This window comes from Elizabethkingia miricola (assembly GCF_001675285.1).
GTDB classification, from domain to species: domain Bacteria; phylum Bacteroidota; class Bacteroidia; order Flavobacteriales; family Weeksellaceae; genus Elizabethkingia; species Elizabethkingia miricola.
This window is the reverse complement of sequence record NZ_LSGQ01000033.1, coordinates 45,418-60,774: the sequence shown is the minus strand read 5'-3', so window position 1 is coordinate 60,774 and position 15,357 is coordinate 45,418. Positions and strand designations below refer to the sequence as shown.

General features: G+C 35.6%; 16 protein-coding genes. 12 read left to right on the top strand and 4 right to left on the bottom strand.

The window, feature by feature from the left end; translation table 11 throughout:
• Window positions 1–52 precede the first annotated feature (52 nt).
• Window positions 53–634 carry a Crp/Fnr family transcriptional regulator gene (locus tag ATE49_RS19420; protein WP_065083453.1) on the top strand — a complete coding sequence of 194 codons (582 nt, stop codon included), beginning with the start codon at window positions 53–55 and terminating at the stop codon, window positions 632–634.
• A gap of 601 nt (window positions 635–1,235) precedes the next feature.
• Here ATE49_RS19420 and ATE49_RS19415 read toward each other — a convergent pair.
• Together ATE49_RS19415 and ATE49_RS19410 are read right to left on the bottom strand one after the other, a co-directional pair.
• Window positions 1,236–1,541 (bottom strand): hypothetical protein, encoded by a 306-nt coding sequence (locus tag ATE49_RS19415; protein WP_065083452.1) that lies wholly within the window; start codon window positions 1,539–1,541, stop codon window positions 1,236–1,238.
• Between the two features lie 18 nt (window positions 1,542–1,559).
• The gene (locus ATE49_RS19410) at window positions 1,560–2,228 is read right to left on the bottom strand and encodes a carbonic anhydrase (protein ID WP_034869722.1); all 669 of its coding nucleotides are present in this window, start codon (window positions 2,226–2,228) and stop codon (window positions 1,560–1,562) included.
• 288 nt (window positions 2,229–2,516) lie between these two features.
• On the opposite strand from ATE49_RS19410, the gene ATE49_RS19405 reads away from it, so the two are divergent.
• Window positions 2,517–3,482, top strand: coding sequence for an MBL fold metallo-hydrolase (locus tag ATE49_RS19405; RefSeq protein ID WP_065083451.1), 966 nt, complete (start codon window positions 2,517–2,519; stop codon window positions 3,480–3,482).
• A 68-nt stretch (window positions 3,483–3,550) separates the two neighbouring features.
• Here the strand turns inward: ATE49_RS19405 and ATE49_RS19400 are convergent, their stop codons facing one another.
• Window positions 3,551–3,892, bottom strand: a complete 342-nt coding sequence (locus ATE49_RS19400; protein WP_260256207.1) for a winged helix-turn-helix transcriptional regulator — start codon at window positions 3,890–3,892, stop codon at window positions 3,551–3,553.
• A 175-nt stretch (window positions 3,893–4,067) separates the two neighbouring features.
• On the opposite strand from ATE49_RS19400, the gene ATE49_RS19395 reads away from it, so the two are divergent.
• From ATE49_RS19395 to ATE49_RS19360, 8 genes are all read left to right on the top strand, one after another.
• A complete protein-coding gene (locus ATE49_RS19395) occupies window positions 4,068–4,397 on the top strand; it encodes an ArsR/SmtB family transcription factor (RefSeq protein WP_034869718.1) in 330 nt (109 codons plus the stop codon).
• A gap of 75 nt (window positions 4,398–4,472) precedes the next feature.
• Window positions 4,473–4,943, top strand: coding sequence for a DUF6428 family protein (locus ATE49_RS19390; RefSeq protein WP_065083449.1), 471 nt, complete (start codon window positions 4,473–4,475; stop codon window positions 4,941–4,943).
• 18 nt (window positions 4,944–4,961) lie between these two features.
• The gene (locus tag ATE49_RS19385; RefSeq protein WP_065083448.1) at window positions 4,962–5,576 is read left to right on the top strand and encodes an arsenate-mycothiol transferase ArsC; all 615 of its coding nucleotides are present in this window, start codon (window positions 4,962–4,964) and stop codon (window positions 5,574–5,576) included.
• A gap of 3 nt (window positions 5,577–5,579) precedes the next feature.
• On the top strand, window positions 5,580–6,614 hold the full coding sequence (arsB, locus tag ATE49_RS19380) for an ACR3 family arsenite efflux transporter (RefSeq protein WP_065083447.1): 1,035 nt from the start codon (window positions 5,580–5,582) through the stop codon (window positions 6,612–6,614).
• 99 nt (window positions 6,615–6,713) lie between these two features.
• Complete coding sequence (locus ATE49_RS19375; protein ID WP_065083446.1) at window positions 6,714–7,127, top strand: OsmC family protein; 414 nt, start codon at window positions 6,714–6,716, stop codon at window positions 7,125–7,127.
• A gap of 241 nt (window positions 7,128–7,368) precedes the next feature.
• Window positions 7,369–8,025 carry a FadR/GntR family transcriptional regulator gene (locus tag ATE49_RS19370; RefSeq protein ID WP_065083445.1) on the top strand — a complete coding sequence of 219 codons (657 nt, stop codon included), beginning with the start codon at window positions 7,369–7,371 and terminating at the stop codon, window positions 8,023–8,025.
• On the top strand, window positions 8,022–8,855 hold the full coding sequence (locus tag ATE49_RS19365) for a sulfite exporter TauE/SafE family protein (RefSeq protein ID WP_065083444.1): 834 nt from the start codon (window positions 8,022–8,024) through the stop codon (window positions 8,853–8,855). The genes ATE49_RS19370 and ATE49_RS19365 overlap by 4 nt, the downstream gene beginning before the upstream one ends.
• Window positions 8,855–9,256, top strand: a complete 402-nt coding sequence (locus tag ATE49_RS19360; RefSeq protein ID WP_059155009.1) for a DUF1634 domain-containing protein — start codon at window positions 8,855–8,857, stop codon at window positions 9,254–9,256. Before ATE49_RS19365 ends, ATE49_RS19360 begins: the two co-directional genes overlap by 1 nt.
• An 80-nt stretch (window positions 9,257–9,336) precedes the next feature.
• Here ATE49_RS19360 and ATE49_RS19355 read toward each other — a convergent pair whose 3' ends face one another.
• Window positions 9,337–10,425: an alpha/beta hydrolase gene (locus ATE49_RS19355; protein ID WP_065083443.1), complete on the bottom strand. Its 1,089-nt coding sequence runs from the start codon at window positions 10,423–10,425 to the stop codon at window positions 9,337–9,339.
• 316 nt (window positions 10,426–10,741) lie between these two features.
• Here ATE49_RS19355 and ATE49_RS19350 point away from each other — a divergent pair, with 316 nt between their 5' ends.
• Together ATE49_RS19350 and ATE49_RS19345 are read left to right on the top strand one after the other, a co-directional pair.
• The gene (locus tag ATE49_RS19350; protein ID WP_081278518.1) at window positions 10,742–12,187 is read left to right on the top strand and encodes an alpha-L-fucosidase; all 1,446 of its coding nucleotides are present in this window, start codon (window positions 10,742–10,744) and stop codon (window positions 12,185–12,187) included.
• Window positions 12,187–14,853, top strand: a complete 2,667-nt coding sequence (locus ATE49_RS19345; RefSeq protein ID WP_065083442.1) for a glycoside hydrolase family 3 N-terminal domain-containing protein — start codon at window positions 12,187–12,189, stop codon at window positions 14,851–14,853. Before ATE49_RS19350 ends, ATE49_RS19345 begins: the two co-directional genes overlap by 1 nt.
• Window positions 14,854–15,357: the final 504 nt, after the last annotated feature.

Genomic DNA, 15,357 nt, shown 5'->3' with positions numbered 1-15,357 from the left:
TTTTGTAAAGGTACCGGTTTTCTCGGTACCTTTATTTACTTAAATATAAACAATGCTGGATCTACTTCACAAAAATATCAGTCAACATGTAGAGCTTAAAGAAAAGGAGTTTCAACAGTTTGCAGCGCCTTTCCGGCTTAAAAATTTCAAAAGAAAAGATGTTCTCCTATGTGAGGGAGAGCGGTGTAATTTTGAAGGCTTTGTACTAAACGGCTGTTTCAAAATATATTTTCTGAACGAGAACGGACAAGAGCAGATTTTATATTTTGCAGTAGAGAGCTGGTGGATTACTGATCTTGACAGCCTTGTGAATGATGTACCAAGTATGCTGAATATTGAAGCGTTGGAAGACAGCGAAGTGTTGCTGATTTCTAAAGAGGATAAAGAAAAGCTGTATGAGACATTGCCACAAGTGGAAAAAGTTTTCAGAATTATGAATCAGAGATCATCGGTGGCCCTGCAAAGGCGGATTCTTTCCTTAATGAATAAGACAGCAGACAAGCGCTATCTGGAATTTCTGGAAAAATATCCCGGACTGGAACAGCGGATAACCCAGCAGCAGGTTGCTTCGTATCTGGGAATATCACATGAGTTTTTAAGCAAAATAAGAAAAAGAATAGCACTTGGAAATTAAAAATATACTTTGAAATTTCATTTATATTGTTATTTCGTAATAAGTTTTTTAGCTAAAATTGAGCTGATTTTTTAAAACAAAACTGAAATAAAAAGCCCGGCTATTATAACCGGGCTGTGGCTTTTTCAATTAGTTTCACATTCATATCAACAGATAAAGCCATAAATTTTTATAGGAGTCATCAGTTTTTAAAGTTACTTGATGACAAAAAATATCATTTTTTTCCTGGTTATCCATACATATTCAGTATCGGAGGGATAAAGAAACAGAGCATGGATTTTATATTAATCTTTTGACTGCGATTGACTTCTGACAAATTTAATGTTTAATTTTAATTAAGAGTAAGGAAAAGAATAATTTTTGGAAATTAAAAATATACATTGAAATTTCATTTATATTTTAGAGTATCTGTATCAATGACCCAATTGATAAGATGGTAGAGCTATACGAGCGTATACTGCAAGAGCAAAGAGAAATGATTGATAAACTGGAACGGCTGATTAGAGAGAAATAATCTTGAGATAGAAAATATTTTTCAGCAGAGAGCTGAGGAGATTTGGAACCTCTGAATTTTAGGATTTGGAGGTTTTGTTTTCTGATTTTAGATCAGATTTTCCGGTGGCGGAGAAAATATGGTGAGTAAAGGTGACAGATGAAAAGCATCATCTACCAGCACAAAAGCCTGGCCCTTTGCATGGGGCTCAAAAAACTTCAGGTAGTCAAAGACCTCCAGAGTTTTTGGAAGCATCTTTTCATAAACAATAAGAGAAGCGGGACCGGAATGAGGCTCTTCCTCGTTTACTATTACATCTGTTCTGGGAATTTCCCAATCCATAACTGCAGCAATGCCGGGCAAAGCTGTAAAGTTTAGAAAACACATTAATGTAATAATACTCCAAAATTTCATCTCACATCCTTTAAAAAACTAAATAGTTTTTTTTCTCATTACCCAGTCCGAGGTTGTAAGATTGTAAATCTTTTGGATATTCTTCAGTACTTTTTCGAAGTCTATTTCCAGATCAATAATTTTACCTGTCCTAAGATCGAACACCCAACCGTGTACTATAGGATATTCTTCCAAAAGATATCTTTCCTGTACGCAGGCCATTTTAGTGACGTTAATACATTGCTCCAGAACATTCAGCTCTACAAGTCTGTCATAACGTTTTTTTTCATCCTCAATGGCATTCAGTTCCGTTTGGTGTAAGCGGTACACATCACGGATATTTCTAAGCCATGGATTCAGAAGGCCAAAATCCTGAGGAGTCATTGCTGATTTTACGCCGTCGCAGTTGTAATGCCCGCATACCACGATGTGCTTTACCTTAAGATGTTCCACAGCATACTGAATAACTGCTGTAGAATTCATATCCAGAGTATTGACAACATTGGCAATGCTTCTGTGGATAAACACTTCTCCGGGCTTTACTCCCATCATTTCTTCCGCTGTAACTCTGCTGTCCGAACCACCGATATATAAAAACTCGGGGTTTTGTGTTTTGGCAAGTTCCTGAAAGAAATTAGGATCCTCTAAAAGTTTGGATGCCGCCCACTTCTTGTTGTTTTCGAAAATAACTTCGTACGATTGTGTCATAATTTATTTGTTAAAAGATTATTACGACGTAATTCGTTTGTTTTATTTTCAAACTCAGCAGAGTGATTGAATACACTCACAAAAGTATAATTTTTATGGGAACTCAATGAAACTTTAATACAGTTTATGATTTAACGTATAATAATAAAATTCCCTGTCAACCGAAAATTCAGATCACAGAATGTCTGTAAAAAACTGATAACCTTAATGTAACCACTTTGTCCAAAATAGCTTCAAAGGCATACCGGCATAGTCTAATTTTGCAACAGAATTTAAATTATGTGTCATATGAAAGAAGTAATAAAAGCCCGTTTTTCGGGAGTATTGTTTTATGTATTATTATTTGTTAGCAGTCTTATATACGGGCAAATGCCTGTTCCCTATAAAGTAAAAGTAGGAGATACAGAGGTAACAGCATTACTGGATGGTGTACTTCCTGTAGATGCAGAACAGCTTTTCTTTACCAACGAACCCGGAAAGCCAACGCAATTATTAGAAAATGTATTTATCAAAAACCCTGTAGAGGTTAGTATGAATGCTTATCTGGTAAAAACAAACGGGAAACTGATATTAATAGATACAGGTGCCGGAGAATTATTTGGAAATGCAGGCGGAAAACTGGTACAAAGTCTGAAACAAATTGCTGTAGCTCCGGAAGACATCACCGATATTCTGCTTACCCATATCCATGCAGATCATTCCGGCGGGCTGGTAATGAAAGGAAAAGTAATATTTCCCAATGCCGTCATCCACGTAAACAAAGCTGAAACGGATTTCTGGCTGAATGAGAAGAATGCTAAAAAAGCGGATGAAAAGGCAATGGGTGCAAATCCGCGTACCTTCTCAAATGCAAAGGAGATGCTGGATCCTTATTTGAAGGCAGGGAAAGTAAAAGCCTTTGAAAGAGAAAAACAGGAGATTGTACCCAATATTTATACAATGCCTACCGGAGGACATACGCCCGGACATACTGTATATGTGCTGGAAAGTAAGGGCGAAAAAATGTATTTCTGGGGAGACCTGGTGCATATGGAAGGATTACAGTTTGCAGAACCTGCACTGGAAAATCACTTTGATGTTGATCACAAATCGGGAATTGAGAATCGTGAAAAGTATTACAATGATGCAGCAAAAAACAATTATCTGATAGGAGCTTCCCATATTTCGTATCCGGGAATGGGGCGTGTGAAAAAAGAAGGCAATAAATATGTATGGTATCCTGTACCTTTCAGCCTTAAAGGAAGAACAAAGTAATATAACCGATTAAAAAGAACTAAGCTGCTTAATCAGAAATTCTATACTTGGATTTCGGTTAAGCAGTTTTATTTTGCTGAAGTATTTTCAGGATGATTGTACTTCATATTCCATAAAGAAAGCTGGTTTAGGATTTTCAGAAGTTCTATTCCTTTTTCACTCAGAAAATATTCCACCCTTGGCAAAGTTTCTTCATATTCTTCCCGCAGTACAATACCATCTGCTACAAGTTCTTTCAGTTGTTCAGTCAGAACCTTTTTCGAGATAATATCCATTAAAGTGAAAATTTGCCCGAAACGTCTTCTCTTAAGGCCTATTGTATAAATAATAATGGGTTTCCATTTTGTTCCTATTGTAGCCATGGTACGTGTCATGGGGCAGTTGTGGCAAATGAAAATCTCTTTATCCATATTTTACTTTTTGTTTCGCGTGGTTATATTGAGATAAGCTCTTGTACAACCTGCGAGGTTTAGATTGCACAATGAAATGCAGATACAAAAATAAGAAATACTCCGGAGTTTCTCTGAGTGAGAATATTGTGTATTCAATTTTAATATCGTAATATTGCGATATTGAAATAAGAAAATGGGAACTACCAAAACAGAAATTTATACAGATAAACATAATAAACTTGCTTCTCTTTTTAAAGTTTTAGGGCATCCCGCCAGGATTGCGATATTGCAATACATTATCAATCAAAAAGCTTGTATCTGTAATGATCTTGTGGATGAGCTAGGTCTTGCGCAGGCTACTATTTCACAGCATTTAAAAGAACTAAAAAACATAGGTATTATACAGGGGTCTATAGAAGGAAAATCAGTATGTTATTGTATAGAAGAAAATGTATGGAAACAGTTGCAGGAAGAATTCAATGCTTTTTTTAACCAGGAAGTAAAAACTAATCAATGCTGTTAAAAGCATTTTTTTTACCTACTATCATCGTAATATTGCGATGATAGTGATATTTGTAAACCATAAAAAATAAATATTATGAAGTTATCAGAAATTAAAGAAATTCTGCCTGCATTGGAAAATGTAGAATTTCAGTTAGAAAACGGAGCATTTGTTCCTGAGCATTTTCATGTGACAGAAGTAGGACAGATTATTAAAGACTTTATCGATTGTGGCGGGGCAATCCGAAATGAGAGAACAGTAAACTTTCAGCTTTGGAATGCGGATGATTACGAGCATCGCCTGAAGCCAGGCAAGCTATTGCATATTATTAAACTTTCGGAAGATAGACTGGGGATACAGGATGCTGAAATAGAAGTTGAATATCAGAGTGAGACTATTGGCAAATACGATTTGGATTTTAACGGAAAGACGTTTGTTCTGAAAAACAAAGCAACAGCATGTCTTGCTCAGGATGCCTGTGGAATCCCTCCTGCTAAGCAAAAGAAAAGCCTGTCTGATTTATCTGTAAATCAATCTTCTTGTGCTCCGGGTTCTGGATGTTGTTAAATTTATAATTGAATTCTCATGTATCAGCCATTATTAGAAAATATTCAAGGAATACAAAAAGCATTTAACATTAATGAAGAACGCAAAAATGTATTATTGCCATTAATAAGCTTTATTCAAAAGAAAATAAATAATAAACAGCGTATAAATATTAATTTTATTTGTACACACAATTCCAGAAGAAGTCATCTTTCACAAATATGGGCACAGGCTGCGGCTGCATATTTTAATATTCCAGAAGTATATTGTTATTCCGGCGGAACCGAAGAAACTGCACTTTTTCCTAAAGTTACAGAAACCCTGAAAATACAGGGGTTTAATATTTTAAAGATATCAGAGAGCAGCAATCCTGTATATGCGATAAAGTATAATGCCAATACTCTGCCTGTTATTGGTTTTTCGAAGAAATATGATAACCCGTTTAACCCTGAAAATTTGTATGCAGCAGTAATGACCTGCTCGCAGGCGGATGAAGCTTGTCCTTTTATAGCAGGTGCAGAAGTCAGAATACCTGTTACCTATGAAGATCCCAAAATATCAGATAACACTTCGGAACAGGCACAGGTATATGCAGAGCGGAGCTTGCAAATAGCAGCAGAAATGCTGTATGTTTTTTCTAAGATTAAGATATGATCTATGGAGCCGAAACTAAAATTTATAGACCGTTATCTTACTTTATGGATATTCCTTGCAATGTTATTGGGAATAGGTATTGGTTATTTTATACCGGAGGTTTCAGATTTAATTAATAAACTAAGTATTGGTACAACAAATATTCCTTTGGCAATTGGACTGATTGTTATGATGTATCCGCCATTGGCAAAAGTTGATTATTCATTATTGCCCAAAGCTCTCAAAAATAAGAAAGTAATAGGTATTTCATTACTACTTAACTGGATTATCGGACCGATATTAATGTTTGTTCTTGCAGTTTTATTCTTGAAAAATGAACCCGATTATATGATTGGACTTATTCTGATTGGACTGGCGAGATGTATCGCTATGGTTATGGTATGGAATGATCTTGCTAAAGGAAACAGAGAATATGCTGCTCTTTTAATAGCACTAAACAGTATTTTTCAGGTTCTGATGTATAGTTTCATGGTTTGGTTATTTATTAATGTATTGCCTTCTAAATTGGGTCTTGCAAGTTTTAATATCCATGTATCTATGAAAGATGTTATGGTAAGTGTACTGATCTATTTAGGTATCCCTTTTTTTGCGGGTTTTATAAGCCGCCTTGTTTTTATTAAGATTAAAGGTAAAGAGTGGTATAACAGAAAATTTACTCCTGTAATATCACCATTTACATTGTATGCTTTATTGTTTACAATAATATTAATGTTCAGTATTAAGGGGGATAAAATACTGGAATTGCCAATGGATGTAATTAAAATAGCTATGCCACTTGTAACTTATTTTATACTGATGTTTTTTGTAAGCTTTTTAATCAATAAATTTTTAAAAATTCCATATGATAAAAATGTATCAATTGCCTTTACTGCTACGGGAAATAACTTTGAATTGGCGATAGCCGTAGCAATAGCTGTATTTGGTATTCATTCGCCACAAGCATTTGTGGGAGTAATTGGCCCTTTAGTAGAGGTTCCGGTTCTAATTTTACTGGTAAGAATAAGTCTGTGGTTAAAGAAAAAATATTACTTATGCTAGATGCTTCAAAAAATAAGAAATACAATTTTTAATATTGAATGTCCGGAGAATAAGACTACCTTTATTTTGTAAACATCAGAAACAAATAAATAAAAATTTATGAGACGTCATGCAACAGCCGTTTGGAACGGTACCATTAAAGAAGGTAAAGGGAATATTACAACTCAAAGTACTGTATTGGATCATACCCAATATTCATTCAGCAGCCGTTTTGAAGACGGAGTAGGAACAAATCCTGAGGAGTTATTGGCAGCAGCACATGCAGGCTGCTTTACCATGAAATTAAGTCTTGATCTGACGCAAGCGGGCTTTACTCCGGAAGTATTGGAGACCAAATCTGTGGTTAGCCTCGAAAATGGAAAGATTACAAAATCGGAATTAACCTTAACAGCTAAGGTACCGGGAATATCTGAAGAACAGTTTCTGCAAATTGCCAAAGGCGCTGAAGAAACCTGCCCGGTAAGCGGAGCATTCAGCTTCGAGATTACACTAAATGCTACATTAGAGAATTAAAAATTTATAACAAAATTCTTATACAGGCCCTGCAAATACTTGAGTATTTCGGGGCTTTTTTGTTTTTACTAATATGTTCGGCCTCTACTATTATGATCAAATTTTGGCATTAAAAACTGCATTGGAAGAGGACAAAAATGATATTGTCTATATAATCAGGTAGTAGTTATTTAAATAATCAATTTAAATTCATCTGATGTTTTAATTAATACATCATATCTTTGTGCTGTGATTTTTAATTATGGAAAAAAAAGAACGTTTATCAGATCTCACTACAAATCGTATACAGGATGATATTCTAAAAGGAAAATATGCTGTAAGGGAGAAGCTTCCGACAGAAAAAGAACTGATGGAGATCTACCAGGTAGGACGTTCCACAATCAGAGAAGCTGTGAAACAGCTTTCCATCTCCAAAATTTTAAGTGTAAAACAAGGCTCGGGAACCTATGTGAATAAAAGTCAGGTGCTAAGTCCTTCGGATATTCTGAAGAAAGTGAAGTTTGACGAGATAAATGATGTAAGACGTCTGGTGGAGGGGGAACTTATTCAGCGGGCTTGTCAAACAGCAACAAAAAAACAACTGGGGGCTATTGATAAAAGCCTGCAGGAAAAAAAGAAGGCTATTCTGGAAGAGAATAAAGACAGCTGTATTCAGGCAGATATTGAATTTCACCTGAATGTAGCCAAGGCCGCAAATCATCAGGTATTGCTGCTGCTCTATCAGGGATTCACCGAGATGATAACCGATTTTTTCCACGAAAGAGAGCCAAAAGGTATCAGCTTTTTTGCCATGAGTTACCACCTGCACGAGCAATTATATCTGGCTATCAGAGATAAAAAAGAAAAACAGGCAGCTAAAATTCTTGATAATATATTAAATAACAACTTTTCATTATGACCATTCTTGTTTTTACCCTTATACTTCTTGTTGGGGCTTATATGGCGGGGTTTCTGGGTTCTTTGACGGGCCTTGGCGGCGGTGTGATTATTATTCCGCTGCTTACATTAGTTTTTCATGTTGACATCCGTTATGCCATTGGTGCAGCATTGCTGGCTTCCATTGCAACCTCGTCAGGAGCGGCTTCGGCTTATGTAAAAGAAGGAATTACCAATATCCGTTTGGGAATGTTTCTGGAGATTGCAACAACAATAGGAGCTGTAATCGGAGCTTTTATAGCTATCTATATGCCGACTAATGCTATTGCAGTGATCTTTGGAATGGTTCTTATTTTTTCTGCAGCGATGACGATAAGAAAGAAACATGAAGCAAAACTTATAAAAGGAAGTAAGCTCTCTGAAAAGCTTAAGCTGAACAGTACTTATCCGGTTAACGGCGAGAAGGTAAGTTATCAGCTCACCAATGTGGCTGGCGGGTTTTCACTAATGACGCTTGCAGGAGTGCTGTCGGGACTTTTAGGCATTGGATCAGGATCTTTAAAAGTTCTGGCAATGGACAGTACCATGAAGATTCCGTTTAAAGTAAGTACCACCACCAGTAATTTTATGATTGGCGTTACTGCTGCTGCTTCGGCTGTTGTTTATCTTCAACGGGGATATATGGATCCGGGAATTGCTTTTCCTGTGGTACTAGGCGTATTGGCGGGAGCTCTAACGGGAGCAAAGATATTGCCGAAAATAAATCCGAAAATACTAAGAATTATTTTTGCTGTAGCCATAACAGCAGTTGCTATAGAGATGATTATAAACGGTATAAATCACAAATTCTGATGAAAAAGTATTTTTCTGAACATTACTGGGCAGACCAGGATATACAGTTACTGGTAGGCAAGATCCTGAGGATGGGGGTTACAATAGCTTCTATTACGGTTTTAGCAGGAGGGATTATGTATCTTATCAATCACGGTGGCGAGGCATTACCGGACTACAGACATTTTGTCGGGGAGAGCGGATCTAATACAACACTAAGCGGAATTGTATCAGGAGCATTCCATTTGCAGGCGGCTCAGCTGATTCAGCTTGGGGTAGTATTTTTGGTAGCGACACCTGTATTTCGTGTCTTTTTCTCGTTAGTAGGATTTACCATGGAAAAAGACAAGCTCTATATTATCATTACCCTTATTGTGTTGGGTGTTATATTCTTTAGCATTTTCAGCGGTGTAAAGGGCTAAAAGTAAAAACTATTTAATTTAAAAGCCTCACAGATTTCTATAATTTGTGAGGCTTTTTATGATATAGATACTGTTCAGTATTATTTACAGACGGGTTTTACATCATTGAGAAGAGTAACGAGCATCTTTCCGGGCTCTTCCAACATAATCATATGTGCTGAGTTCTCGAACCAGATACCTTTTTTTACAGGTGCATTTACTTGCTGCAGCCATTTATAAGTCGGTTCGGTTGGGGTAGTGTAGTCATGTCGGCCCATAAACATAAATACAGGAATGGGAAATTTTTTAACAGCAGTGAAATCTGTATTTACAAATTCCGGAAGTATTTTGCTTAAGGTAAACAGACTTCCTTTGCCGATAGCATCTGCATCCTGTTCTGTATATTCAGGGGCTAATAGGGGAGCCTGGAAAAAGTAAACAGAATTATTCCTGTAAGCAGTTAATCCTCCATAATATTGAGGCCATTTTCTGGCAATAATAATTCGTTGTCTTGTAATAGGCTTGTCGCCGGGATAAGGTGCAATTGTAGCAAGCTCTTTTAAGGCTTTATCATTCTTTAGTTTTGTTGCCTGCTCTATAGCATAATTATAGCTTAAGCGTTCATTTTCCCGGGTGTTTATTACCTGGCCTATTCCTACATAAGCATAGAACAAATCAGGTCTTTTTAGAGCAGCATGCATAGATACAATAGTTCCCCAGCTATGTCCCACAAGAATAACTTTTTTCTTCTTATACTTTTTGATAATAAATTCAGCAAGTTTTATGGCATCATCAGTATATTGCTTTATATTAATAGTTTTTCCCAGACTAAGCGTATCATTGGCATTATAAGTTTTTCCAGCAGCTCTCTGGTCGTAATTTACTACAGTAAAGTATTCCTCAATAGGTCTTTGAAACATCCACATAATAGGAGAAATAGGAGATGCCGGACCTCCATGCACAAATAATATGACAGGGTTTTCTTTATTCTGACCACGGACATATACCCATTGTTTTATACCGCCGATATCAGCTTTGTATCTTTCCTGAATTCCGTTTGGAGAAACAATAGAATCTAGCCCTTTGATAATTTCTCTGGCTTTAGTATACTCATTGGCTTGTTGATTGTTCTGCCCAAAACATATAAAAGAATATGTAAAGAGAATCAGCAGTAAAATATTGTGTTTCATATAAATTGTATTTGTGCGTGATCCTGAAACCTATCCAAATATACTTAAATTATAGTATGCTATCTTTTGAACTCAACAGGCAATTTATTCAAAACTGTTAATTTATTTGGGTAGAGCTTTTAACCATTATCACTATTTTTGTTATTTAACAGTTTGGCGGGTTATTTATATAGTAATCCGTTTTTTATTAGAAATTTGTTTAATTATTCTTATGATATATTAATTATAAATATCAGAAAATCTTATATCTTCATGCATTAATTATGTTTTATAGGTTATATAAAACTATATTCTGAAAACTAATAAAACTATTTCCATGTTAATTAAACAAAAAACTAAAACCTTCTTCTTCTTCTTAGCAACTTTTATTTCCACAAATTTTTTTTCACAGGCCCATAATGTCTCGGCAGGGTATGAAAAACCAAAAGATCCCTTAGTCGTTAATAATCTCGAAGAATGGCAAGATCTTAAATTCGGGCTTTTTATGCATTGGGGAACCTATAGCCAATGGGGTATTGTGGAAAGTTGGAGCTTGTGTCCGGAAGATGAATCCTGGACGCAAAGAAAGTCTGAGCATGGCAAATCTTACTACGAGTATGTGAGAAATTATGAGAATCTTCAGACAACATTTAATCCTGTAGAGTTTAATCCACAGAAATGGGCGGATGCAGCAAAAAAAGCAGGAATGAAATATGTAGTTTTTACAACAAAACATCATGATGGTTTTGCGATGTTTGATACTAAGGAATCTGATTATAAAATTACCTCTTCCAAGACACCTTTTTCAAAGAATTCAAAGGCTGATGTAACAAAAGAAATTTTTAATTCATTCAGAAAAGATGGCTTTAAGATAGGGGCCTATTTTTCAAAACCAGATTGGCATACCGATAATTATTGGTGGTCGTATTTTCCGCCAAAAGACAGAAATGTAAATTATGATCCAAAGAAATACCCTGAGAAGTGGGCAAACTTTAAAAAATATACATTCAATCAGCTTAATGAGATAACATCAAATTATGGTAAAATAGATATCCTCTGGCTGGATGGAGGATGGGTGAGACCTTTTAAAACAATTGATCCTACAGTAGAATGGCAAAGAACAATTAAAGTAGAGCAGGACATTGATATGGATAAAATTGGAGAGATGGCACGCAGGAACCAGCCTGGTATCATTATAGTAGATCGTACGGTTCCCGGTATGTGGGAAAATTATGTAACCCCTGAACAGGCTATTCCTGAACATAATCTTTCGATTCCTTGGGAAAGTTGTATTACAATGGGAAATTCTTTTTCATATGTACCAAACGATAACTATAAATCTTCCCAAAAGATTATAGAGACTTTAATTAAAATTATTTCCAGAGGCGGGAACTATTTAATGAATATAGCACCGGGGCCAAATGGTGATTATGATGCTGTAGTTTATGAACGCTTGAAAGAAATTTCCGAATGGATAAATATTAATAAAACAGCTGTTTATGCAACAAGAAGTATAGCCCCATATCATGAGAATGATTTTTATTATACCCGGAGTAAAGATGGAAAAACAGTTAATGTATTTCATATAAATGAGGCCTCAAATTATATGGCACCTCGCGATTTTATCTTTACAGTACCAGAAAATTTCGAACCTAAAAAGCTGCAGATTCTTGGTATAGAATCTAAAATTTCATGGAAGAAACAGGGAAATAAAATTAAGGTTCAGCTTCCTGAAAAATATAACAAGCTAAAGTATTCTACGGTAATCCAAATAACACAGTAATGAAGTTTTGTCATTTTAAAATAATTCTATTAGTTCCTGTTTGTTTATTATTTTCGTTGGCAAATGCACAATCTGCTCTCTATAAAGATCCAAAACAACCTATTGAGATAAGGGTTCAGGATTTGTTGAAAAGAATGACTTCTGAGGAAAAATTCTGGCAATGTTTTATGATTCCAGGCGACTTGGACAATGTTCCTAAGAATCAATATCATCATGGTATTTTCGGTTTACAGGTCAGTGCCGGAAGTCAGGATGGTGCTGTAGCCGGGCAGATGCTAAAATATAATGCAAAAGAAGATGCTGAAAAATTGGCCAGAAAAATTAACGCGATTCAAAAATATTTTGTTGAAGAATCAAGATTAGGGATTCCAATAATCCCTTTTGATGAAGCGCTGCATGGATTAATGCGGGAAGGAGCAACCGCTTTTTCTCAATCAATAGGATTATCTGCTACTTTTAATCCCGATTTGATGAAGGAAGTTTCATCTGCAATTGCCAGAGAATCTAAACTTAGAGGAATCCGTCAGATTTTGACTCCGGTGGTGAACTTGGCAAGTGATGTCAGATGGGGAAGAACAGAAGAAACCTATGGAGAAGATCCGTTTTTAACTTCTGTAATGGGAGTCAGTTTTGTAAGTTCATTTGAAAACCAGGGAATTATTACCACCCCAAAACATTTTTTAGCCAATGTTGGCGAAGGCGGAAGGGATTCCTATCCCATTCATTGGAGTAAACGATATTTAGAAGAAACGCATTTAATTCCTTTTTATAAAGCTTTTACTGATGGGAAGAGTAGATCTGTAATGACTTCCTATAATTTATTAGACGGAAGACCTTCTACATCTAACCATTGGTTATTAACAGACAAATTGAAAAAAGAGTGGAATTTCAAAGGTTTTGTAATTAGCGATGCAAGTGCTGTCGGAGGGGCAAATGTTTTGCATTTTACTGCAAAAGACTACAGTGATGCATCTGCACAGGCAATTAATGCAGGATTGGATGTGATTTTCCAAACAGAGTATAAACATTACAAATTATTTATCCCGCCTTTTTTGGATGGAAGAATTTCCAAAGAGAGAATTGATGATGCGGTGTCAAGGGTTCTAAGAGCAAAATTTGAGCTTGGGCTTTTTGAAAAACCTTATACTTCTGAAAAAGAGATTTTGGAGCTCCGGAAAATCAATCATAAACCATTAGCAGAAAAAGCTGCTGTAGAGTCATTTGTTTTACTTCAGAATAGAAATAACACACTTCCTGTTACAGAGCACTATAAAAAGATTCTGGTTGTAGGAACAGATGCTGCAGACGCCAGATTAGGTGGCTACTCGGGTCCGGGTAATAAAAAAGTTAGTATTTTGGATGGGATTAAAGATTTTGTTAAAGGTAAAGGTGTTGAAATATCCTATACAAAAGGGATTGACTGGGATCTGAAAACATTCAATAGGGTACCCTCTCAATATTTGTCTTTTAATGGAGAGAAGGGATTAAAAGGTCTATATTTTCCGAATAGTAATTTAACCGGGAAATCTGTTATTGAAAAACAAGATGAACAGATAGGATTCAAGTGGACATTATATTCTCCGGACCCGGAAAAATTGCAACCGGATAATTACAGTATAAAATGGGAAGGAAAGTTAGAGGCTCCAACTTCCGGAAAATATAAATTGGGATTACAGGGAAATGATGGATTCAGATTATATTTAAATGGAAAATTGGTTGTTGACAAATGGGAAAAGCTAAGTTATTCAGCCCAAACAACAGATGTAGATTTTGTACAAGGGCAGAAATATGATATTGTAATAGAATTTCATGAAAACAGAGGTGAAGCCAATATTGAATTAATCTGGAATTATGGACTGAATAATTATGAGCAAGATTTTAATGAAGCGTTAAAATTAGCCCGAAGCTCAGATTATATTATTGTAACTGCCGGAATTCATGAGGGGGAATTTCAGGATAGATCTTCTTTGAGCCTTCCGGGGAATCAGGAGGCATTTATTCATGAAGCAGCAAAACTAAATAAACCTGTAAGTGTTGTCTTGATCGGAGGATCTGCTATAAAAACAACAAGCTGGAAGGACAAAGTTGGAGCAATTATGGATATCTGGTATCCGGGAGAAGAAGGTGGAAATGCCGTAGCCAAAGTTTTGTTTGGAGCGGAAAATCCTTCCGGGAAACTCCCCATTACATTTCCAGTTGAAGAGGGACAGCTTCCGTTAAGCTATAATCATCATCCTACAGGTAGGGGTAATGACTATCATGATTTAAGTGGTGAACCTTTATACCCTTTTGGTTATGGATTAAGCTATACTTCTTTTGAGATCTCAGATTTACAACTGAATAAGGATAAATATTCCGAAAATGATATAATAAAAGCTCAGGTATATGTGAAAAACACAGGTGACAAAGCAGGAAGTGAAGTTGTTCAACTATATGTTAAAGATTTATTGGCAACAGTATCGAGACCAATCATTGAGCTAAAAGGTTTTCAGAAGGTATATCTGAAACCAGGAGAATCGAAAAAGATTACAATAGAAGTTCCGGTAAAAGAACTTAAATTTTTGGATGAAAAAATGAACTGGAAAGTAGAAAAGGGAGTCTACAGAATCATGATCGGAAATTCGTCGAAGAATCTGCCTTTAAAACAAAATATTGAAATAGAATAGCAAACTAAAATATAGTTCCGAATAATTGAAAAAGAGCCTCGATACAATAAGTTGTATCGAGGCTCTTTGTATGAATATTATATCATTTAGATAGTGTTTTCTTATATACATAATTACTGCATTATGCTAACAGAATTTAAAATTAAAGTTAATTGTCTTATATTCATTGTTTTCCTGATTTTATTTTTTATTTTTGTCACCATAATGATCCTGCCGGATATTTCCGGAAAATGGTGATTTTACAAAAACACAAACAAACAAATGATGAAACAAATGAACTTTTCACCTGACAATACTTTCCCGAAAGAGTAAGCTCCTTTTATCTATGGAGCAATCCGTATAATTACGGAATAAGAATAAACACTGCTTTAGCAAGTGTTATTTCTGCTATTATTTTAATAGTGGGATACCTGCGTGATAAATGCTACCGGTTTTTTGTGATGTTGTTGACTAACGTATGTGCTGTATACTGTATAATAATGCTCTGTATGTAAATGTTTTAAA

Bases quoted from the DNA above. Each gene is read 5' to 3' on its own strand.
- ATE49_RS19420 (WP_065083453.1), top strand. From the start codon at position 53: ATGCTGGATCTACTTCACAAAAATATCAGTCAACATGTAGAGCTTAAA.
- ATE49_RS19415 (WP_065083452.1), bottom strand. From the start codon at position 1,541: ATGAAATTTTGGAGTATTATTACATTAATGTGTTTTCTAAACTTTACA.
- ATE49_RS19410 (WP_034869722.1), bottom strand. From the start codon at position 2,228: ATGACACAATCGTACGAAGTTATTTTCGAAAACAACAAGAAGTGGGCG.
- ATE49_RS19405 (WP_065083451.1), top strand. From the start codon at position 2,517: ATGAAAGAAGTAATAAAAGCCCGTTTTTCGGGAGTATTGTTTTATGTA.
- ATE49_RS19400 (WP_260256207.1), bottom strand. From the start codon at position 3,892: ATGGATAAAGAGATTTTCATTTGCCACAACTGCCCCATGACACGTACC.
- ATE49_RS19395 (WP_034869718.1), top strand. From the start codon at position 4,068: ATGGGAACTACCAAAACAGAAATTTATACAGATAAACATAATAAACTT.
- ATE49_RS19390 (WP_065083449.1), top strand. From the start codon at position 4,473: ATGAAGTTATCAGAAATTAAAGAAATTCTGCCTGCATTGGAAAATGTA.
- ATE49_RS19385 (WP_065083448.1), top strand. From the start codon at position 4,962: ATGTATCAGCCATTATTAGAAAATATTCAAGGAATACAAAAAGCATTT.
- arsB (WP_065083447.1), top strand. From the start codon at position 5,580: ATGGAGCCGAAACTAAAATTTATAGACCGTTATCTTACTTTATGGATA.
- ATE49_RS19375 (WP_065083446.1), top strand. From the start codon at position 6,714: ATGAGACGTCATGCAACAGCCGTTTGGAACGGTACCATTAAAGAAGGT.
- ATE49_RS19370 (WP_065083445.1), top strand. From the start codon at position 7,369: ATGGAAAAAAAAGAACGTTTATCAGATCTCACTACAAATCGTATACAG.
- ATE49_RS19365 (WP_065083444.1), top strand. From the start codon at position 8,022: ATGACCATTCTTGTTTTTACCCTTATACTTCTTGTTGGGGCTTATATG.
- ATE49_RS19360 (WP_059155009.1), top strand. From the start codon at position 8,855: ATGAAAAAGTATTTTTCTGAACATTACTGGGCAGACCAGGATATACAG.
- ATE49_RS19355 (WP_065083443.1), bottom strand. From the start codon at position 10,425: ATGAAACACAATATTTTACTGCTGATTCTCTTTACATATTCTTTTATA.
- ATE49_RS19350 (WP_081278518.1), top strand. From the start codon at position 10,742: ATGTTAATTAAACAAAAAACTAAAACCTTCTTCTTCTTCTTAGCAACT.
- ATE49_RS19345 (WP_065083442.1), top strand. From the start codon at position 12,187: ATGAAGTTTTGTCATTTTAAAATAATTCTATTAGTTCCTGTTTGTTTA.